Source organism: Sinorhizobium sp. M4_45 (genome assembly GCF_002885915.1).
GTDB lineage: Bacteria > Pseudomonadota > Alphaproteobacteria > Rhizobiales > Rhizobiaceae > Sinorhizobium > Sinorhizobium meliloti_A.
Window position 1 is genome coordinate 122,239 of sequence record NZ_NWVE01000007.1, and the last position, 19,070, is coordinate 141,308.

18 protein-coding genes are annotated in these 19,070 nt (G+C 62.7%); 6 read left to right on the top strand and 12 right to left on the bottom strand.

Annotated elements, in window-relative coordinates:
* Positions 1 to 333: 333 nt before the first annotated feature.
* Positions 334 to 1,359, top strand: coding sequence for a class I fructose-bisphosphate aldolase (locus CN933_RS19705; protein WP_018096821.1), 1,026 nt, complete (start codon positions 334 to 336; stop codon positions 1,357 to 1,359).
* A gap of 172 nt (positions 1,360 to 1,531) precedes the next feature.
* On the top strand, positions 1,532 to 2,449 hold the full coding sequence (locus CN933_RS19710; RefSeq protein ID WP_018096820.1) for a PhzF family protein: 918 nt from the start codon (positions 1,532 to 1,534) through the stop codon (positions 2,447 to 2,449).
* Between the two features lie 12 nt (positions 2,450 to 2,461).
* On the opposite strand, the gene CN933_RS19715 is transcribed toward CN933_RS19710, so the two are convergent.
* Both CN933_RS19715 and CN933_RS19720 read right to left on the bottom strand, forming a co-directional pair.
* The gene (locus CN933_RS19715) at positions 2,462 to 4,366 is read right to left on the bottom strand and encodes a TPR end-of-group domain-containing protein (RefSeq protein ID WP_018096819.1); all 1,905 of its coding nucleotides are present in this window, start codon (positions 4,364 to 4,366) and stop codon (positions 2,462 to 2,464) included.
* 146 nt (positions 4,367 to 4,512) lie between these two features.
* Positions 4,513 to 4,668 carry a hypothetical protein gene (locus tag CN933_RS19720; protein ID WP_018096818.1) on the bottom strand — a complete coding sequence of 52 codons (156 nt, stop codon included), beginning with the start codon at positions 4,666 to 4,668 and terminating at the stop codon, positions 4,513 to 4,515.
* 181 nt (positions 4,669 to 4,849) lie between these two features.
* Between CN933_RS19720 and CN933_RS19725 the strand changes: the two genes are divergently transcribed.
* The 3 genes from CN933_RS19725 to rcdA all read left to right on the top strand — a co-directional run bounded on the left by CN933_RS19725 (position 4,850) and on the right by rcdA (position 7,208).
* Positions 4,850 to 6,151 carry an MFS transporter gene (locus CN933_RS19725; protein ID WP_018096817.1) on the top strand — a complete coding sequence of 434 codons (1,302 nt, stop codon included), beginning with the start codon at positions 4,850 to 4,852 and terminating at the stop codon, positions 6,149 to 6,151.
* Complete coding sequence (locus CN933_RS19730; protein ID WP_018096816.1) at positions 6,138 to 6,326, top strand: DUF1192 domain-containing protein; 189 nt, start codon at positions 6,138 to 6,140, stop codon at positions 6,324 to 6,326. Before CN933_RS19725 ends, CN933_RS19730 begins: the two co-directional genes overlap by 14 nt.
* Before the next feature lie 363 nt (positions 6,327 to 6,689).
* Complete coding sequence (gene rcdA, locus CN933_RS19735) at positions 6,690 to 7,208, top strand: protease adaptor protein RcdA (protein WP_018096815.1); 519 nt, start codon at positions 6,690 to 6,692, stop codon at positions 7,206 to 7,208.
* A 232-nt stretch (positions 7,209 to 7,440) separates the two neighbouring features.
* Here rcdA and rpmE read toward each other — a convergent pair whose 3' ends face one another.
* Positions 7,441 to 7,662, bottom strand: coding sequence for a 50S ribosomal protein L31 (gene rpmE, locus CN933_RS19740; RefSeq protein ID WP_010970183.1), 222 nt, complete (start codon positions 7,660 to 7,662; stop codon positions 7,441 to 7,443).
* A 288-nt stretch (positions 7,663 to 7,950) separates the two neighbouring features.
* On the opposite strand from rpmE, the gene CN933_RS19745 reads away from it, so the two are divergent.
* Positions 7,951 to 9,753 (top strand): ABC transporter transmembrane domain-containing protein, encoded by a 1,803-nt coding sequence (locus CN933_RS19745; protein ID WP_018096814.1) that lies wholly within the window; start codon positions 7,951 to 7,953, stop codon positions 9,751 to 9,753.
* A gap of 122 nt (positions 9,754 to 9,875) precedes the next feature.
* Here the strand turns inward: CN933_RS19745 and CN933_RS19750 are convergent, their stop codons facing one another.
* The 9 genes from CN933_RS19750 to CN933_RS19790 all read right to left on the bottom strand — a co-directional run bounded on the left by CN933_RS19750 (position 9,876) and on the right by CN933_RS19790 (position 19,008).
* Entirely contained in the window at positions 9,876 to 10,322 is a 447-nt protein-coding gene (locus CN933_RS19750; protein WP_018096813.1) for a pseudoazurin, read from the bottom strand.
* A gap of 32 nt (positions 10,323 to 10,354) precedes the next feature.
* Positions 10,355 to 11,134 (bottom strand): ABC transporter ATP-binding protein, encoded by a 780-nt coding sequence (locus CN933_RS19755; protein WP_102762210.1) that lies wholly within the window; start codon positions 11,132 to 11,134, stop codon positions 10,355 to 10,357.
* Entirely contained in the window at positions 11,131 to 12,174 is a 1,044-nt protein-coding gene (locus tag CN933_RS19760) for a FecCD family ABC transporter permease (protein WP_026168794.1), read from the bottom strand. Before CN933_RS19760 ends, CN933_RS19755 begins: the two co-directional genes overlap by 4 nt.
* A gap of 6 nt (positions 12,175 to 12,180) precedes the next feature.
* Complete coding sequence (locus CN933_RS19765; RefSeq protein ID WP_018096810.1) at positions 12,181 to 13,314, bottom strand: ABC transporter substrate-binding protein; 1,134 nt, start codon at positions 13,312 to 13,314, stop codon at positions 12,181 to 12,183.
* 392 nt (positions 13,315 to 13,706) lie between these two features.
* Positions 13,707 to 14,735, bottom strand: a complete 1,029-nt coding sequence (locus tag CN933_RS19770) for a peptidoglycan -binding protein (RefSeq protein ID WP_018096809.1) — start codon at positions 14,733 to 14,735, stop codon at positions 13,707 to 13,709.
* 2 nt (positions 14,736 to 14,737) lie between these two features.
* Positions 14,738 to 15,844: a MotA/TolQ/ExbB proton channel family protein gene (locus tag CN933_RS19775; RefSeq protein ID WP_018096808.1), complete on the bottom strand. Its 1,107-nt coding sequence runs from the start codon at positions 15,842 to 15,844 to the stop codon at positions 14,738 to 14,740.
* Positions 15,845 to 16,158: 314 nt separating this feature from the next.
* Positions 16,159 to 16,959 (bottom strand): inositol monophosphatase family protein, encoded by an 801-nt coding sequence (locus CN933_RS19780; RefSeq protein ID WP_018096807.1) that lies wholly within the window; start codon positions 16,957 to 16,959, stop codon positions 16,159 to 16,161.
* A 240-nt stretch (positions 16,960 to 17,199) separates the two neighbouring features.
* A complete protein-coding gene (locus CN933_RS19785) occupies positions 17,200 to 18,345 on the bottom strand; it encodes a tetratricopeptide repeat protein (protein ID WP_018096806.1) in 1,146 nt (381 codons plus the stop codon).
* Between the two features lie 9 nt (positions 18,346 to 18,354).
* The gene (locus CN933_RS19790; RefSeq protein ID WP_018096805.1) at positions 18,355 to 19,008 is read right to left on the bottom strand and encodes a thiamine phosphate synthase; all 654 of its coding nucleotides are present in this window, start codon (positions 19,006 to 19,008) and stop codon (positions 18,355 to 18,357) included.
* Between the last annotated feature and the right edge of the window lie 62 nt (positions 19,009 to 19,070).

A 19,070-nucleotide genomic window follows, 5' to 3' on the forward strand; every position in this document is an offset into this window, starting at 1 on the left:
CTGCATGCAAGGTGCGTCGCATTCAAATCACTCATGCGACGCGCCCATCGCCTCGATAGCTGAACCCGACAAGTTGATCCAGATTCGAACGCCTCGTCGTGCAGGTGACATGCACCTTCGCGCCGGAACTAAGCCACCCAAAATAATTACGATTTTTCAAACGATTAAAATTATTTAAATCGTTTTGCCCGTTTTACTGCCATTTTCCCGCACGGTATCTTCTGTTAACGCGGCTTTGTTCCCGGGGCGCGAAAGACGGTTCTGCGCCTCGCTCCGAGATTGGTTTCATTCGCTGTTCCGATTGCTGATCAGCGCTGTGTGTAGGAGAAGAATATGAGCGAAAGACTGGAAGACATTGCGGTTGCCATGGTGGCAAACGGCCGCGGCCTGCTTGCGGCCGACGAGTCGACCGCGACGATCAAGAAGCGCTTCGACAGCATCGGCCTGGAGTCCACCGAGACGTCGCGCCGCGATTATCGCGAGATGCTGCTGCGCTCGGACGATGCGATGCGCGAGTATATCTCCGGCGTCATCCTCTATGAGGAAACACTGTTCCAGAAGGCTGCAGACGGCACGCCCCTCACCGACGTCATCCGCAATGCGGGCTCGATCCCGGGGATCAAGGTCGACACCGGTGCCAAGCCGATGGCCCATTTCCCGAACGAAACGGTAACCGAAGGCCTCGACGGGCTCGCCGCCCGCCTTGCCAGATATCATGAAGCCGGCGCCCGCTTCGCCAAATGGCGGGGCGTGATTGCGATTTCCGACGCTCTTCCGACCTGGGGCGCGATCAGGGCCAATGCCCATGCGCTCGCCCGCTATGCCGCGCTGTGCCAGGAGGCGAAGATCGTACCGATCGTGGAGCCGGAAGTGCTGATGGATGGCGCCCCCGGCGATCACTCGATCGAGCGCTCGGAAGAGGTCACCGAATGGGTCCTGCGCACCGTCTTCGAGGAACTTGGCGAACTCCGCGTCAGCCTCGAAGGCATGATCCTGAAACCGAGCATGGTGATCGACGGCAAGAAGGCGCGCAAAGCTTCCGTCGATGAGGTCGCCGAACGCACCATCAAGGTGCTGAAGCGCACCGTTCCGGCGGCTGTTCCCGGCATCGCCTTCCTCTCCGGCGGCCAGTCGACCGAAGAGGCGACGGCGCACCTTTCAGCCATGAACGCGGCGCACGACCTGCCCTGGAAGCTTACCTTCTCCTATGGCCGGGCGCTGCAGCAGGAAGCGCTCAATGCCTGGGGCGGCAAGTCGGAAAACGTCGCGGCCGGCCAGCGCGCCTTCGCCCATCGCGCCAAGATGTGCAGTCTCGCCGCCAAGGGAAGCTGGACGAAGGACTTCGAAAAAGCCGCCTGAACGCCAGAATAGTTCGAGGGAGCGAGGAGAGGCCCGGTGACAGCGATGCCGCCGGGCCTTTTTTATGGCGCCGCCTTGCTGCCTCGACAATTGTCAGGGAGACAAGTTCGCTGTTCAGCGGCGCCGGCGACGACTTTAAATCTACGCCATCTGCGACCGACCGGAGGGCCCCATGAACACCGTCTCCTTCATTACCGTCGACGTCTTCACGACCGACCGTTTCGCCGGCAATCAGCTTGCCGTCATCCCGGATGCACGGGTCTTGAGCGACGCCCAGATGCAGGCGATCGCCACGGAGTTCGGCTATTCCGAAGTCACCTTCGTCCTTCCGCCCGAAAATCCGGAGAACACCGCGCGCGTGCGCATCTTCACGCCGACGACCGAAGTGCCTTTCGCCGGCCACCCGAATGTCGGCACGGCCTTCGTGCTCGGCCGGCAACGGGAAGTCTTCGGCCGCAAGCCGGGCGGCGCATTGCGTTTCGAGGAAAAAGCGGGCCTTGTCGAAGTGACTCTTCTCGGCAGTGACGGCATCGTCACGGGCGCAAGGATCGTCGCCCCGCAGGCGCTGCAAATCGGACCCGCCATAGACGCCGCGACGATTGCCGCCTGCGCATCGCTGCGCCAGGACGACCTCGTCGACCGAACTCATCCGCCGGTGCGCATTTCGGTCGGCCTGCCCTTCGCGGTCGCCGAGGTGCGCGACGTCGATGCCCTTTCGACAGCGCGGCCGAACGTCTCGGCCTTCGAGGAGGCGAACAGCCGCTATCCGCTTGCGGAAGACAGCTTCAGCCTGTTTCTCTATGCCCATACGCGCGAGCGGCCCGGCCATATAAGGGCACGCATGTTCGCTCCGCTCGACAACGTCATCGAGGATCCGGCAACCGGCAGCGCTTCGGCGGCGCTCGGCGCTTACCTCGTCTCGCTGCTTCCCGAGGCCGACGCGAAGGCCGAACTCGTCATCGAACAGGGCGTGGAAATGGGCCGCCGCAGCCTCATCACGGTCGGTGTCGACAAGAGGAACGGCACAGTCCGCAACGTCAGCGTCTCGGGCGACTGCGTTTCGGCGATGCGCGGGGAGATCTTGATCTGATCGCCGTAATGTTCAGCGCCTTCCGACCTTGCACTCTGTGAGCGCGTCGAGGAGCGCGCGGAAGCGCGGATCGTCGCGTATGAGGTCCAGGTCCGGATCCTGGTTGAACCACTGGACATGGTAGCTGGAGCTCAGCGGCACCACGGTTTCCAGCAGTTCCAGCGCGCGCTCGCCCTCGCCAAGGAGCGAATGGACGCAGGCTGCATTGTACCGCGCGACGATATCGTCCGGATCGATCGCCAGCGCACGAGAAACCCATTCCTTCGCACGTTCCGCCTCGCCCATATGCGCCAGCGCCAATGCACCGCGATGCGCCGGGCTGGCATTCTCGGGGTTCCGCTCCATCGCGCTTTGCGCTCTTTCGATACCGATCCGCGCCCAGCGCTGGCGCTCGGTCTCCATACCAAGGGACAGGTGGCAACCCATCAAATGGATCGGCGAAAAGTAATCGTCCGACCGGATTTCCGCCGCACGCTCGAAGAATCCGATCGCTTCCCGGAAGCGGCCCTGCGCGAAGAGAAAACGGCCATAATAGAGATTCGCCTCATAGAGCGAAGGATCGAGCGCCAGGGCCTGCAGAAACTCACGACTTGCCTCCTCCGTCTGGCCGTCGTGGTTCAATGCGAGCCCGCGCGAGGCATGCGCTTCCGCCAGGTTCGGATCGAGCGTGAGCGCCCTGGCGCTCATGTCGAGTATGCTCTCCAGCGGAAACTCCTTTTCGTGCCAGTCCCTGATCGCACATTCGCACTCGGCGATGCCGGCATAGGCACGCGCATAATTCGGGTCGAGTTCGACGGCCTTCAGGAACATGCGGCGTGCGAGCAGCAGATAGGGCCGCGTCCACGTATGGGAGAACTGCCGACCGCGGAGATAGTACGTATAGGCCTCGACCGAGGTCGTCGGGTCGCTTTCGATCGCCCTCTTTTCCTCCGGCAGAAGCTTTATCTTGAGCTGGTCGACGATGGCATGAGTGATCTCGTCCTGAATAGCGAAAATATCCGTCAGATCGCGGTCGTAGCGGTCGGCCCACAGATGCCCGCCGGTCTGGGCGTCGATCAACTGGCCGGTGATGCGCACACGTCCGCCCGCCTTGCGCACGCTGCCTTCGAGGATGAAGCGAACGCCGAGTTCATGGGCGATCTGCTTAACCTTCACCGACTTGCCCTTGTAAGTGAAGACGGTGTTGCGGGCGACGACGTGCAGGCGCGAAATCTTCGAAAGGTCGGTGATGACGTCCTCTGTGATGCCGTCGGAGAAATATTCCTGCTCGGGATCATGGCTCATATTGGTGAAGGGCAGGACGGCGATCGATAATTCGTAGCCGCGGTCGACGACGCCGGACGGCTCCCCACGCTTGCCGAGCGAATTGCCGCCGAGCGACACCGTATAGACGCGGACGGTCGATGCGATGTTCTTCAGGCTGTATTCGCCCTTGTCGATGAAACCGACATCGAGTCTCGAGCCGACATGGTCCCGCACGGAGGCAGAAACGGCGATGCCGGAAGGATCGGCAAGCCCTTCGAGCCGTGCCGCGACATTGACGCCATCGCCGAAGATGTCGCCGTCCTCGACGATCACGTCGCCGAGATGGATGCCGATCCTGAGTTCGATGCGCCTGCTCTTCGGCAAGCCTTCGTTGCAGGCGAGCATGCCGCGCTGAATCGCGGCGGCACAGGCAACAGCGTTCACCACGCTCGAAAACTCGACGAGCATGCTGTCTCCCGCCAGTTTGACGATTCGGCCTTTATGTTCGGCGATCTTTGGTTCCAGCAGCTCGCGGCGATGGCGCTTCAGCGCCGCGAGCGTGCCGGCCTCATCCGCTCCCATGAGGCGGCTGTAGCCCACGACATCGGCTGCGAGAATGGCGGTGAGACGACGTTCCAACAGAGCCTCGATCTTCATCTTGTGGCCGAGCACGGTAATTTAACCTTTTCCTGTCGTCATGTCGTGCGGAGATAGAGCAACTTGAGCGCGACAATAGCGCGGCCCTTTCCCAAGTTGCTGTTTCTCAAGGAACGCCGAAGCCGCCGGACTTCGAAATCTCGCGCGGCACCGCAGGAGGCTCAGGGACGCACGAGCACCGTGACCATCATCACGACGATGGCGAAGACGGCAATCTTCCAGAAATCGCGGCGCTGCCTCAGTCCCGGATAGCCGAGCGGCTTGATGAGCTGGACGCACATGGCCAGCAGCAGGAGAACCGTCAGTGCCTTTGACATTCGCTCATTTCCGGGAAGATCCGCTGCAATGGGAGCGACGTCATACGGACGTCACTTTTCGTCGCATAGAGGGCTATTGTTTTCGCCGTCGATTTGCAATGACCGGTGGTATTGATTTCCATCGGCAGAGCGGCGGTCCTCGTCACGACACGCCGAAGGGCGAACGAATTCCGGGTGGACGATGAGAAATAACCTGCTTCCCGTTGCCGCGCTGCTGCTTGGCACCCTGTTTCTCTTCCTCGGAAACGGTCTGCAGGGCCTGCTCCTGCCGGTGCGCGGCACCGCGGAGGGCTATCCGACAACCATCCTCGGTCTGTTCGGCACGCTCTGGGCCACCGGTTTCGTGCTTGGCTGCTTCTTCTCTCCGAATGTCGTCAAGCGCATCGGGCATGTGCGCGCCTTCAGCGTGTTCACGGCCCTGATCGCAATCGTTTCCCTGCTGACGGGCATTCTGATCGACCCGGTCTGGTGGCTGGCGCTGCGCGCGGTGACGGGTTTCTCCACTGCCGGAACGTCGATGATCATCGAAAGCTGGCTGAACGAGCGCGCCACCAATGAGAGCCGCGGCGTGATCTTCTCGCTCTATATCGCCATCACCCTTTTCGGCGTCGTCGGCGGCCAGATGATGATTCCTTTCGGCGAGACGTCCACGACCTTCTTCTTCATGATCTGCGGCATTCTCTATTGCGTAGCGATGCTGCCGACGCTGTTGTCCAGGGCCGCCTCGCCGCAGCCGCTGAAACAGGTGCGCCTCGACCTGCGCGGCCTCTACCGCAATTCGCCGGTTTCCTTCCTCGGCATCCTGCTCATCGGCATCGCCAACGGCGCCTTCGGCACGCTCGGCGCGGTCTTCGGCCGCCAGGCCGGGCTGTCGGACAGCACCGTCGCGGCGATGATGAGCGTGGCGATCTTCTCGGGCGCCGTCATGCAACTGCCGGCCGGCCGCATCTCCGACCGTATCGACCGCCGCTATGTGCTTGCCGCGCTCGCCGGGGTCGGCGCTTTCGCCGGCCTCCTGATCTTCCTCGTCGAGCCCGGCCAGGTCTGGATCGTTCTGACGTTGATCGCGATCTACGGCGCAGCCGCCAATGCGCTCTACCCGATCGCGGTTTCCCACGCCAACGACTTCGCGACCCCCGAGGATTTCGTGAAGGTTTCGGGCGGGCTCCTGCTGCTCTACGGCATCGGCACGATTATCGGCCCGACGATCGGCGGGCCGATAATGACCGCCAGCGGGCCTTATGGCCTCTTCATGATCACGGCCTGTGCGCATATGCTCATCACTGCCTATGCGATCGTCCGCAGCCGCCGGCGCGCACCGGTGCCCGCGGCCGAGCGCGAAAACTTCTCGCCGGTCAATGCCGGTACGGCGACGACGCCGGAGAGCCTGCAGCTCTCGCCGCGTGCGGCTCCGCTGGAGGAACTGCCGGACGAAGGCGCCGACGATCCCCAGGAAGAGGAGAGATCGAATGAGCCTGTTTGACGATGACCAACCGAAAAAGAAGACCGAGCACGAGATCGGCAGCGATCTTTCGCTGCTCTCCGTGGACGAACTGACCGCGCGCATCGCGCTTCTGACGGAGGAAATTGCAAGGCTCGAAGCGGAAAGACAGCGCAAGTCGGCGAGCCGTTCGGCCGCCGAAAGCCTTTTCCGGTGAGCGCGGGCTGGAATGATTGCGGACTTTTAATCCAGAAGAATGCTTGGGCTTTAACCGCAAATTAAGCATTTTCTGCGATTGTCCGAGCATCCGGTCCTTCCGGACTCAGACAATTTCACCGACTGGCGAATGGGTCTGATTTTTCTCCCTGTTTTACCTTGAGAGCCGCTTCACGCGGCTCTTTTTTTGCTTTGCGACAGGGCGGCCTCCAAAGAAGTGTGGAGATTAACCCTTTCTTAAGAATGCTCTTGCGCGGAATGCGGTATGGGATCATTCTTCGAGCATGGAGGGGCCTCAGGAAACTTTTCCCAGAGCCGCCCGTTTCCTGACAGTTGTGATGCGTTGGAACCAGGGAATACAGGCATGTCCGAAAGAGGATTGAATACCGTCAGTTTCGCCGGTCACGCTGCGTCTTCGGCGCAGTTCAAGGCGCTCTACGCTGAAGGGATGGGCCTGGTCGAGGAAACGGCAAGCTATCTCGATGGCCCTGGACGCACCGCCGCCAAGGTGCTGCCGCGCATGGCATCCGTTCTCTATGCTGCCGAGTCGATGCGCCTCACCACCCGGCTGATGCAGATGGCGTCATGGCTCCTGCTGCAGCGCGCCGTCAACAATGGCGAGATGAGCCGCGAGCAGGTCCTGTCTGAAAAGAGCAAGGTGCGCCTGGACAGCTTCAACGTCGACCGCAGCGCGCCGGGCTGGAACGATCTGCCGGAGAGCTTCCGCGAGCTCATCGAGCGGTCGCTCCGGCTGCAGAACCGGGTCGCATTGCTCGACCGCGAGATTTATCGGCCGCAGGAAGCAACGAGCTTCGTTCCGGACAACCAGAACGGCGTCAAGGCGCAGATCAAGCTGCTGCAGACGGCCTTCGGAGCGAGTTGAGCGAGGCAGAACCCTGCCGCTGTAAGCCAAAGCCCGGCCATGTGCCGGGTTTTTTGTTGGCGCGGGCGTGATTGCGGGTGGATCCTCGCGTCAAGCCCAGGGTCAAGCCCGAGGATCCATGCACGGACGACTTGAGCGAGAAAGCACCTGCCCAAAGCCCGCAGGAAAGAGTGAAAGCCAACAAAAAAGCCCGGCAATGCCGGGCTTCGAAACACGCTGTCGAGCGGCTGAATCAGAGGCCGAGGCCTTCGAAGCGCTTCTTGAACTTGGAGACGCGGCCGCCGCGGTCGACGAGCTGCTGGTTGCCGCCGGTCCAGGCCGGATGCGACTTGGGGTCGATTTCCAGGTTCATGGTCGCACCTTCCGTACCCCAGGTCGAGCGGGTTTCGTATTCGGTGCCGTCGGTCATGACAACCTTGATCGTGTGGTAGTCGGGATGGATGTCTGCCTTCATAACAATCTTCCTAGAGTTCCAGGGTCCAATTGTCGCAAGGCATTGCGACTTTGGGACCGAACACGTAAATGAAGCCGCAGACCGCTCTTGGGCCGCGGCTTCCCAATTCGATGCCGTGCCTATACATGAAGGTCTGCGGGATAACAAGTGCCGCGCGGAAGACTTGTGATCTCTGCATGGTTCGTCGGATCGGCACGGTCCGGGGCGCCAGCAGATCGCAGTCGCACAGCTCTGGCGCCTCGGCGGCGTACAGGCCTGTGGCCCCGTGACAGGCGAACGGGGGGCTACGTGCCAAGACAAGAAAAACAACCGCCGGCGCGCAGGTCCATCCGCCCGCTCGCAACCGTGCTGCCTTATCTCTCGCGTTACCGTGGCCTCGCCATCGGCGCCGCCGTCTCTCTGACCGTTGCAGCGGCCACCACGCTGACCTTGCCGCTGGCCGTTCGACGGATGATCGATCACGGCTTCTCCAGTTCCGACTCCGGCTTCATCAACACCTATTTCTCCATGCTAATGGTGCTTGCAGTGGTCCTCGCCCTTGCCAGTGCCGCCCGCTATTACTTCGTAATCTCGCTCGGCGAGCGCATCGTCGCCGACCTCAGACGCGACGTCTTCGCACGCGTCATGCAGCTCTCGGCCTCATTCTTCGACGTCAATCAGTCCGGCGAAATCGTCTCGCGGCTGACGGCCGACGCGACGCAGATCAAGTCGGCGGTGGGTGCGACGGCATCGGTGGCGCTGCGCAACCTGATCCTCTGTCTCGGCGCAATGGGCATGATGGTCTATACGAGCCCGAAGCTTTCGAGCCTCGTGCTTGCGGCGATCCCCCTCATCGTCTTCCCCCTCGTCGGCTTCGGACGCTCGGTACGCCGGCGTTCCCGCGAAGCGCAGGACATGCTCGCGGCCGCCTCCGCCTATGCCGGCGAAGCGATCGCCGCCACCCGCACCGTGCAGGCCTTCAACGGTGAGGAGAGCGCGCGCTCGCGCTACGGCAGCGCTGTGGAGGCTGCCTATCGCGCCGCGCGCGCTGCGACCAAAGCGCGCTCGGTGCTGACCGCCTTTGCCATCACCATGATCTTCGGAAGCGTCGTCGCCGTGCTCTGGTTCGGTGCGCGGGACGTCCTGGCGGGCTCGCTTTCCGCGGGGACGCTCGGTCAGTTCCTGCTCTATTCCGTTTTTGCGGCAGGCAGCCTCGGCGCACTCTCGGAAGTGTGGGGAGAGCTCTCGCAGGCGGCGGGGGCCGCCGAGCGTCTGAACGAGCTTCTGAGCGAAGTGCCGGAGATCGGGGCGCCCGAGCATCCGGTCGCAATGCCCGTCCCTGCCGCGGGTGCGGTGGAGTTCGACGGTGTCCACTTCGCCTATCCCGCCCGGCCGGACTATAAGAGCCTCCGGGGCTTGACCTTTGCGGTAAGACCGGGCGAGACGGTGGCCATCGTCGGCCCGTCCGGCGCCGGCAAGAGCACGGTCTTCTCGATGCTCCTGCGTTATTACGACCCGGCGAAAGGCACCATCCGCGTCGACGGTACGGACATACGCGCCGTCGATCCCGCGAATCTTCGGGAGAGACTTGCGATCGTGCCTCAGGACGTGACCATCTTCGCCACCTCGGTGCACGACAACATCGCCTTCGGCGTGCCGGAGGCAAGCCGCGAAGCGGTGCGCGCCGCCGCCGTCGCGGCGCAGGCCGAAGAGTTCATCGGCAGGCTGGATCAGGGCTACGACACGCTGGTCGGCGAGCGCGGGGTGACCCTTTCGGGCGGCCAGCGCCAGCGCATCGCGATCGCCCGCGCCATCCTCAAAAACGCTCCGATCCTTCTCCTCGACGAGGCGACCTCGGCGCTCGATGCGGAGAGCGAAACGGCGGTGCAGAAGGCGCTTGAGAACCTGATGCAGGAGCGCACGACGCTCGTCATCGCCCATCGGCTCGCCACCGTGCTCAAGGCGGATCGCATTCTGGTAATGGAGCACGGCCGTATCGTCGAGGAAGGAACCCACGAGTCGCTGATCCGCCAGGGCGGGCTTTATGCGAAGCTCGCGCGGCTCCAGTTCGATCACGGCGCAGAAGCACTGTTCGTCGGCTCGCGAGTTTAGCTGACGTTGATAGCTGCTCCTTCTTCGCAAAGCTGCAGGCGTGGGCGTCCTCTTTGAACCACGCACTGCCGGAAGGAAGATCGTGGCAAACCTCCCGCAGGTGGTCCGGAATTCGCGCGCTCCTACTTCACCTGGCGAAGATAGTTGTCGAGCCTCTCGCCCTCCATGACAAGTTTGGAACGCAGTTTGCCCGCCTTCTGCAGGACGGCTGCGAGATTGGCCGGCTCGCCGGCCTTGATCACGCCGATCATGCTCATCATCAAATGGGGCGGGCAATAATAGACATAGACACCAGGCCGTTCGATCTTAACGGTGGCTCTTTCGTCGAGCGGCGTATTCCAGGTTTCCACCCCCTCTGGAACCGCATAGGAACGCACATTGTGGCCGCTGTTGGTGGGCACAAACGTGACTGTATCACCCACCTCCACTTCAAGAAAACCAGGCTCGAACACCATGCTGCCTTCGGCGCCGTAGTTCACCATTTTCACTTCATGGTCCGCCGCCTGGGAGACAGGCGGCACGGCAATGGTTGCGAGCATGATCAGGGCGACTTGGGCGAGGCGGTGCATTGTTTTCTCCGGCTGAGGCATGGGAAGGGATTTCACGCGAGAACGGATCGCTTGGGGCGCACGACGGGCGCGCCGGCACTGTCGGTAAGTATCTCCACTTCCACGCCATAGGTGCGGCCGATGAGGTCAGCGTCGAGGACTTCGGATGGACGTCCCACCGCCTTCACTTGGCCGTCACCGATGAGGATCAGCTGGTCGGCGTATTGAGCCGCGAGGCTGAGGTCGTGCAGGACAAGGATGCTGATCCGGTTGCGCGAGCGGGTCTCCCTATGGGCGAGGTCTAGGAGTTTCTGCTGGTGGTGCATGTCCAGCGCACTCACCGGTTCGTCCAAAAGAAGAATGTCCGGATCCCGCAGCAGCACTTGGGCGAACAGGGCGAGCTGCCGCTGGCCGCCACTGAGCGACAGAATGTCGTGTTCCGCCAGATGCGCGATACCCGCCGACTCCATGGCCTCGGCCGCCGCGCGCAGGGTGTCGTCATCGACGTGGAAGGAGAGTTCGCCCATGCGCCCGAGAAGCACCACCTCGAGGGCAGTGAGCGAGGCATCGATGGTTGTATCTTGCGGCATGTAGCCGACAGCGTTTCGCCACGCGCGCAGGTTGCGATGCGACAGAGCGGTACTCCCGCGACGGATCGTGCCCGCAACCGGCCGAATTTCGCCGAAGAGCGCGCGCAGGAGCGACGATTTTCCCGCTCCGTTTGGGCCGAGGATGACATGCATCTGCCCAGGCAGGAAGCGCAGGTATAGGTCCTTGGCGACGCAATGACGGCCGCGATACAGGGTAAGATCATCCAGGACGAGTTCGCTCATCGGCGTCGCGCCAGCATGATCCAGAAGAAGAACGGCACACCGACCATGGCAGTGACTATACCGACGGGAAAGAGGGCGCCGGGGATAACGACTTTCGAGATGATGGACGCCATCGACAGGAATGCCGCCCCCGTAATCATGGAAAGCGGCAGGAAGAAGCGCTGATCCTCGCCTGCAAGCAATCGCGCGACATGCGGCGCAACGAGACCGACGAATCCGATGATTCCGACGAAGCTGATCGCGGTGGACGTCATTAGCCCGGTAAGAACCAGCGTCGTCAGACGCAGACGGGTGAGATCGACGCCGAGGCTTTGCGCGCGTGCCTCGCCAAGGCGAAGCGCCGTAAGCTTCCAGGCGTCACGAAACAGCAAGGTAATGCAGAAGACCGTCACGCCGAGCGTGACCCAGAGGTTCGTCCACGTGGTCTTGGTGAGGCTGCCGAACAGCCAGAAAAGGATCTGCTGGCCGACTTCCGGCGAGGCGATGAATTGCAAGAGCGAGAGCAGGGATTGGAAAAAGAAGAGGAGCGCGATGCCAGCCAGCACGAGCATGGTCGAGGTTATGTTCGCAAAGCCGGCGAGCAGGAACAGGAAGGCCGAGGCCAGCATCGCAAAGACGAATGCGCCGAGCGGCACGGACACTGCGGGATGCAGGCCGAAGCCGCCTGTAAAGATGCTGATGGCCGCGCCGAAGCCGGCGGCGGCGGCGAGCCCGAGTGTATAGGGACTGGCCATCGGATTGTTGAGAAGCGTCTGAATTTCCGCTCCCCCGGCACCGAGCGCACAGCCGACGACGAGAGCCATCAAGGCCATGGGCAAGCGGAGATCGTTGACGATGGCTAGCGTCATATCGTCGGCGGCTTCCGCGCGGAAAAGCGCGGCTAGCACCTGGGCTGGCGACAACATGGATGGTCCGGTGCCGATGTCGATCACCAATGTTACACAACAGAACAGCGTCATGCCGAAAAGCAGGCGCCAGCGCCGCCGCTCCCGGCGACGCTGGCCTGCCATGGCTGAAGCAACCAATGTGGCGCCAGTCATGTGGGATCACCCACCAGCCTTGTCGGAAAGCGACACCGTGAAGGTGCCTTCCGGAACGACGGGCAGATACTTTTTGTAAAAGTCCCTGTAGGTTTTCTCCGGGTCAAGATCGGCGAAGAGATCGGGATAGAGCGCCTTGGCGAAGAACTGCATCATCGCATGATCGGCCAGCGTACGCGATGCACCCTGATAGACTCCGAAGATCCGCCCTTGCCGGGCCGCAGGGATCTGGTCCCAGCCTGCGCGGGCAGTGAAGCCCTTCAGGCGCTCCAGTGCCTCGGCTTTGCTAATGCCTTCACCCATCAACATTGCGGTCGGATTCTTGCGGGATTCGGTGCCCGATATGACAATCACATCCGGTTTGGACGCCAGAACCTGCTCAGGATTGATCGGACCCCACCACTCCACGAAAGGGGCGGCGATATTGTCACCGCCGGCCGCCGTCGCCATCGCGCCCCACATATTCTTACCATAGGTGAAGCTGTATTCAGCTGGCCCCTTATTGCCGAATTCCACATAGATCTTCGGCTCCTTTTTGCCGGATTTGGCGAGCCGCTGACCAATCAGGTCGACGGTCGCCCTGTAGTCCGCTGCGATCGTGCTAGCCCGCTGCTCTTCGCCGGTGATCAGGCCTAGAATCCGGGCGCTATCGAGGTGCCGCTCCAGCGTCTGGGCATTGAAGTCGACAACGGCAATCGGAATGCCCGCATCCTCGATGCGATCGGCATCTAGACCAAGGCCCTTATACTGCCAGTCCGCCAGCACGACGATGTCCGGCTTCAGCTCCAAAACTTTCTCGATGGAAAAAGTCTGGGCTTCGACCTCTCCGACATCGGGGATTTTGTCGAGCGACGGCCGATGGGCGACGTATTTGGCCCAGCTGGTCGGCCGCCAACCCTCCCAGGCCTCACGGGAGATACCGACGACCTTGTCATAGGAAGCCTCGCGGCCCACGGCCATGTAGTCTTCGAAATAGAAGCCGAGCAGAACCCTCTTGGCGGGCAGGTCAGCCTTCACCTCTCGACCGATGACGTCAACGAACGTCTTTTCTTCGGCAGCGGCTCCCGCGACATCGAGCAGTGCGGCAACAGCGAACGCGAATCCAACGGCTGTGGATCGGACCAGGCTGGAAAGTCTCATATGGAATACCCTCGGAAGTTGATCTCGTTCCCCTTATTTTAATATGATCCAAAGAGTCAAGTTTGAATCATCAGGAAACAAGCGTCAGTAGAGCGAAGGTAAGACACCCGGATGGTTTGTTGAAAAACTGAAACGTTGCAACGGTTTGTACCCTGCCCGAATCCGAGCGGACGCCCTTTACTCGGAAATGCTTCGGCGTTTGGCCCTCGACCTTCCCGCCGGCGCAGCACGCCGCGTCAGTCGGGAAAAGATGCAGCCGCCGACAGCGCCGCCGCCCGGCACGGAGCGTCACGCACGGCGAGCATCGACAGCCCTGCCGCGTCCAAGGAAGGGCAGACGGCGAGAAGTCAGTGCGACCATCATGCCGACGTCTATCCAACACGCAGGGGAGCTTATTTCTCCGTGAGCTTGAGCTCGATGCGGCGGTTCTGCGCGCGTGCTTCCTGGCTTTCGCCCGGTGCGATGGGCTGATACTCCCCGAAGCCGGCCGCCACCAGCCGGTCGGCCGGAACGCCTTTCGAGATCAGGAACTTGACGACGGACGTCGCGCGGGCGGACGACAGTTCCCAATTGTCCCGGAAGCGCCCTATCCCCGACAGCTGAACGTCGTCCGTGTGGCCGTCCACGCGCAGTACCCAGTTGATCTCCGCCGGGATCTCCTTGGCAAGGTCGAGAAGGGCTGTCGCAAGTTTCGCCATCTCGGCCTGCCCTTCCGGGTTCAGGTCGCTGCCGCCCGATGGAAAGAGCACTTCCGACTGGAAGACGAAACGGTCGCCGACGATGCGGATATTTTCCCGATCCGACAGGATTTCCCTCAGCCGGCCGAAGAAGTCCGAACGGTAGCGGTTGAGCTCCTGGACACGCTGCGCCAAGGCGACGTTCAGCCTGCGGCCGAGATCGGCTATCTTGGCCTGCGAGGCGTCGTCCTTCGCCTCCGATGCCTGGAGTGCGCCTTCGATGGCGGCGATCTGGCTGCGAAGCGCTGCGATCTGCTGGTTCAACAGTTCGATCTGACTCATGGCCCGGGCGCTGACCTGCCGCTCGTTTTCGAGCTCGGACCCAAGCCGGCCGATCTTTTCGTCGGCGACTTCGGCACTGCCGGCGCCCCGGTCGAGCAGGGCCTGCAGGCGGGACCGCTCGCCTTCCGACTGTGAAAGCGACGCCTGCAGGTTGGCGAGCGAATCCTCGAGATCCTGCTTGCCGCTTTTCTCGAGCGCCAGAAGCTGGGTGAGTTCGTTGATCTGGCTGTTCAGCCGGTTCAGCACCTCGTCCTTGCCGCTGATCTCCCGGCCGAGCAGGAACTGCGCGGTGACGAAAACGCTGAGCAGGAACATGATCGCCATGAGCAGCGTCGAGAGCGCGTCGACGAAGCCCGGCCAGTAGTTGATCGCCCGCGGATCGCGGCGTCGGGAAAGCGCCATGCTCAATCCCCTCCGCCGTCTTCGATGCGGCTGAGCTTCGCCTGTCCTGCGGCCTTATCGCTTTGCACGGTGATCCGGTCGGCCTGGCCGATGCGCGCCGTCAGCCGGTCGAGCGTCTTGCGCATCGCCTTGGCTTCCTCCTGCTGCGCCTCGATCCAGTCGCGCAGCATCTGCTGCTCGCCGCGCATGTTCTTGACGAGGCCCTGGATGCCTTCGGCGAGGCTCGCCATGGCCGCGGTGGTGCGCTGGTTCACGCCGCCGTCATGCGTCAGGCGCGTAAGCTGGTCGGTGAGCCGCCGCAGCTCTTCCACCGGAGCGCCGTCGGTCATGTCGCCCGGCGAGGAGAAACCGGAGCCGACGTCGGTTACCGACGAAAGCCAGTTCTCGAGCTCCGTATAGAAGCGATTCTGCGCGCGTCCCGCCTGCAGGTCGAGAAAGCCCACGATGAGCGAACCGGAAAGACCGAAGAGCGAGGCGGAGAACGCCGTTCCCATGCCGGTGAGAGGTGCCGAAAGACCGCTCTTGAGGGAGCCCAGGAGATCGTCGGTGCTGCCGCTTCCCGCATCCAGCGACTGGATCACGGTGTTGATGGAACCGATGGTGCCGAGCAGGCCCCAGAACGTGCCGAGCAGGCCGAGGAAAACGAGAAGTCCGGCGAGATAGCGGGTGATGTCGCGCGACTCGTCGAGGCGCGCAGCGATTGAATCCAGGATGGACCGGAGCGCGGCCGTCGAGATTGCCGTCGTTTGGCGGCCCCCGATGAGAGCACGCATTGGCGCAAGCAGCACCGGATCGCGCCCGACCTTATCGGCGCTGCCGGCGGCACGGAAGGAGTTGAACCAGCGAACCTCGGGTCTCAGACTGAGGACATGGTTGAACGCCAGCAGGATACCGATCACGAGCACGCCCAGGATCAGCCCGTTGAGGCCGGGATTGCCGGCGAAGGCCTCGCTTGCCTGGCGGAAGAGGATCGCAGCGACGAAACCGACGATGATCAGGAAAAGGACCATGGTCCAGAAATAGGGCATCGGGCTCGAAAGCTTGTGCGGACCGTAGTCCTCCTCCACGTCTTCGCGATCGCGCCAGCCGGACAGATTCAGTTTCGCCATAAGTTCGCCAGTCTCCCGGTTTTGCGGCAGTTTCCGCGCCTGTCCGACGAACAAGAGGGCGGCCGCATCACTCTGAATTGCTACACCATTCCCAAATCGAAGACGATCGAAGAGCAGTGCTGCCGATGGCCTGAGGCCATCCGTATTGGCCCGGAGACTAGTGGAAGTTTGCGCCGAATTGAAGGGAAAACAAAGGGCACGGCACTAAAGCGCGTCGCATTCAAATCGAATTCATACGGCGCGCTTCAGCTTGCTGTTTTATGCATGTTGCCCTCCCGGAAACGTTGCACCGTTCCGGGTGAACTATATTGCCGTTACTTGGACGGAATCGGGCGCTGGATCACCTCGCGAAGCGCCTTTGCGATATGCTCGTTGCCGCAGACGATCGAACCTGCTTCCAGCGGTTTGCTGCCGCCTTCGGCATCGGTGGACCACCCGCCGGCCTCGCGGATGAGCAAGAGGCCGGCAGCCATGTCCCAGGCGGCAAGGTCCCGTTCCCAGAAGCCGTCGAAGCGGCCGGCCGCAACATAGGCGAGATCGAGCGAGGCGGAGCCCATGCGGCGAATGCCGGCGACCTCGCCCATGACGTGGCGCAGCTCGACCAGATACTTGCCGTGATTGCCGCGGCCGAGATGGGGCGTGCCGGTCCCGATCACGGCATCGGAGAGGGCCTTGCGCGCGCCGACGCGCAGGCGGCGGTCGTTCAGGAAGGCGCCGCCGCCTCGCTCGGCGGTGTAGAGCTCGTCCGTCGCCGGATTGAAGACGACCGCGCCGACGATCTCGCCCTGGCGCTCGAGCGCGACGGAGATGGCGAAATGCGGAATGCCGTGCAGGAAATTGGTGGTGCCGTCGAGCGGATCGACGATCCAGCGGTGGGCGCCGTCCGTTCCCTTGATCTCCTCGCCCTCCTCGCCGAGGAAGCCGTAGGTCGGGCGAGCCTTCATGAGCTCCTCACGGATGATCCGCTCGGCCTTGCGGTCCGCCTGCGAAACGTAGTCGGCCGGTCCTTTCAAGGAAACCTGCAGGTTCTGTACTTCGCCGAAATCGCGTGCCAGCGACTTGCCGGCCTTGAAGACGGCCTGGACCATGACATTAAGAAGGGCGGAGCGGGCCATACGGCAATTCCTCTAGCGAAGGCCGGCCGAGACCGCTCGACCGGACATTGAACCTGTCTGACAGTTCGCATGCGGGCCGCAGCTCGAAGCGCGGGCAGGAGAACCGTCGTCAAAAAACCGAGTGAGATGTCACTCCGTCCGCGGCGGCACAGGGGTGGAAGGCCGCGGAGAAAACCGGGGCTTCAAGACCACAAAAACCCCGGAAGTTCAAGCGAAATAGATCGGGTCTGCCGGCGCGTGTCAGGTCGAGCGATATTTGTTTGCCGCCGCCAGCGCCGATTTCTGCTGCGTTTCGTTGAGGCCGAGATAGAAATCCTCGAGCGCATCGTCCTTGAGGCCGGCCCGGCGCGAGAGCACGTACCACTTTGCCGCCTCCACCGGGTTCGGACGGGTTCCAATGGCATTGACGTAGAGATGGGAAAGCCGGTTCTGGGCGACGACGTTGCCGCTTTCGGCGGCGCGTTTCATCCAGGCAAACCCCTCCTCCAGATTGCGGTCGCCGGCAATACCCTCGATCAGCCAGATGGCAATGTCGAGCTGGGCGGTATCATAGCCCGCCCGCGCCGCCCTGAGCAGCCACTCGCGCGCACGGGCCCGCTTGCTCTCCTCTATGCCGTCGACATTGAGATAGATCTGCGAGAGCGCATACTGCGCATCCGCAATGCCCTGCTCGGCGGATTTCTCGTAATAGGGCATCGCCGCCTTCAGCCCCCGCTCGCCGGGCATGTCGGCCACGAGCGTTTGCCCGTAGTTGAACTGGGCCGAGGCGTTGCCGAGATCGGCAGCCTTCTTCATCAGTTCGTCGGCCTTCTTCCGGTCGCGCTTGACGTAGCGGCCCTCCATCAGGATAAGCGCATATTTGAACATGGCCGCCGGGTCGCCATTGTTCGCCGCCTGACCGTACCAGAAGGCCGCCGCCTTGGCGTCGCGTGCAACGCCGAGACCCTGTTCCAGGATCGCGGCGACAAGCGTCTGGGCGGCGGGGTCGCCGAGCTGGGCCCGCGGCAAGGCAAGGTCGATCGCCGTCAGGTAGTACCCTCGCTGGAAGGCGCCGTAGGCTTCGTCGATCTTGCCGGTGAAGGGCTTTTCCTCGGGAAGAGCCGGCAATTCGGCTCCCATGCGATCGAAAACGGTGACGCCCTTCGAAGGCGCACTGCCGTCGCCGGGCTTCGGCTTTTCCGGAGCGGCCGTTGCCGGTTTGCGCTCCGCATCCTCCGGCAGTACCGCGCCGTTGAAAGGCGTGATCCGCCCGCGCTTCGACGCGCTGCCCTCGTCGGCCGTCGCAGGCGCGACCGGTTGCTGAGCCACTGCGGGCGCGACTGCAAGAAGCATCGCGGCGGCAAGGGCTGCGGGCCGGCTGGATTTCAGGAGAGAGCGGACTACCATCGGCAGGTCTTAACCTTCAAACCGTGGCGCTTTTTCGTCAAGCAATGCGTTGACGGCCGCGACCACCGACGGCGCCTGACCGGCCTCGCCGAAGACGGCAAGGCGGAGCGCCACGAACTCGGCACCGGTTTCGGCGGCCGCAAGCGCGGATTGCGGATCCGTGCCGCCCATGACGATGCAGGGAATTTCGATCATCGACGCCCACCATTCGGCGAGTGCCAGGTTCTTCGGATGCGCCTCCGGCTTTATGTCGCCATCCGTGCGGCCAAAGAAAACGTAATCGGGCCGCAGCTCGCCGATCTCGAGCGCATGGTGACGGTCGGTGGCGTTGCCGCCGCCGACGATCAACTTCGGCGCGTGCCGCTCGATCGCATCGGCAAGCGCATCCGGACCGCCGGCGATGTGGAGACCGTCCGCCTTCGCCCGTCCGGCGACCCGCGTGTCGCCCTCGATCAAGGCCGCGGCGCCGGCTTGCTGGATCACCGGTACGAGCGCTTCCGCATGCTTCTGGAAATCCGCATCGCCGAGCGCGTATTGCGGCACGATCACCGACGCTACGTCGCCGCCCCTCAGCGCCTCGCCGACGAGTTTCGCGCGTTCCGCGCTATCTGCGATATCCGGAACGACCAGCACGAGGCGGCAGCGGTCTTCAATGTTGCTCATGGGTCAATCCTGGCGATCTCGCTTCGGGCCGGAAGCCGGCACTCGATTTCATTGCGGAAAAC

What these genes read in the sequence shown, in the direction of transcription:
- CN933_RS19730 (WP_018096816.1), top strand. Translation starts at nt 6,138, where the DNA reads ATGAGCCTGTTTGACGATGACCAACCGAAAAAGAAGACCGAGCACGAG.
- CN933_RS19720 (WP_018096818.1), bottom strand. Translation starts at nt 4,668, where the DNA reads ATGTCAAAGGCACTGACGGTTCTCCTGCTGCTGGCCATGTGCGTCCAG.
- CN933_RS19705 (WP_018096821.1), top strand. Translation starts at nt 334, where the DNA reads ATGAGCGAAAGACTGGAAGACATTGCGGTTGCCATGGTGGCAAACGGC.
- CN933_RS19765 (WP_018096810.1), bottom strand. Translation starts at nt 13,314, where the DNA reads ATGAGACTTTCCAGCCTGGTCCGATCCACAGCCGTTGGATTCGCGTTC.
- CN933_RS19725 (WP_018096817.1), top strand. Translation starts at nt 4,850, where the DNA reads ATGAGAAATAACCTGCTTCCCGTTGCCGCGCTGCTGCTTGGCACCCTG.
- rpmE (WP_010970183.1), bottom strand. Translation starts at nt 7,662, where the DNA reads ATGAAGGCAGACATCCATCCCGACTACCACACGATCAAGGTTGTCATG.
- CN933_RS19750 (WP_018096813.1), bottom strand. Translation starts at nt 10,322, where the DNA reads ATGCACCGCCTCGCCCAAGTCGCCCTGATCATGCTCGCAACCATTGCC.
- CN933_RS19710 (WP_018096820.1), top strand. Translation starts at nt 1,532, where the DNA reads ATGAACACCGTCTCCTTCATTACCGTCGACGTCTTCACGACCGACCGT.
- CN933_RS19760 (WP_026168794.1), bottom strand. Translation starts at nt 12,174, where the DNA reads ATGACTGGCGCCACATTGGTTGCTTCAGCCATGGCAGGCCAGCGTCGC.
- rcdA (WP_018096815.1), top strand. Translation starts at nt 6,690, where the DNA reads ATGTCCGAAAGAGGATTGAATACCGTCAGTTTCGCCGGTCACGCTGCG.
- CN933_RS19790 (WP_018096805.1), bottom strand. Translation starts at nt 19,008, where the DNA reads ATGAGCAACATTGAAGACCGCTGCCGCCTCGTGCTGGTCGTTCCGGAT.
- CN933_RS19780 (WP_018096807.1), bottom strand. Translation starts at nt 16,959, where the DNA reads ATGGCCCGCTCCGCCCTTCTTAATGTCATGGTCCAGGCCGTCTTCAAG.
- CN933_RS19755 (WP_102762210.1), bottom strand. Translation starts at nt 11,134, where the DNA reads ATGAGCGAACTCGTCCTGGATGATCTTACCCTGTATCGCGGCCGTCAT.
- CN933_RS19785 (WP_018096806.1), bottom strand. Translation starts at nt 18,345, where the DNA reads ATGGTAGTCCGCTCTCTCCTGAAATCCAGCCGGCCCGCAGCCCTTGCC.
- CN933_RS19770 (WP_018096809.1), bottom strand. Translation starts at nt 14,735, where the DNA reads ATGGCGCTTTCCCGACGCCGCGATCCGCGGGCGATCAACTACTGGCCG.
- CN933_RS19775 (WP_018096808.1), bottom strand. Translation starts at nt 15,844, where the DNA reads ATGGCGAAACTGAATCTGTCCGGCTGGCGCGATCGCGAAGACGTGGAG.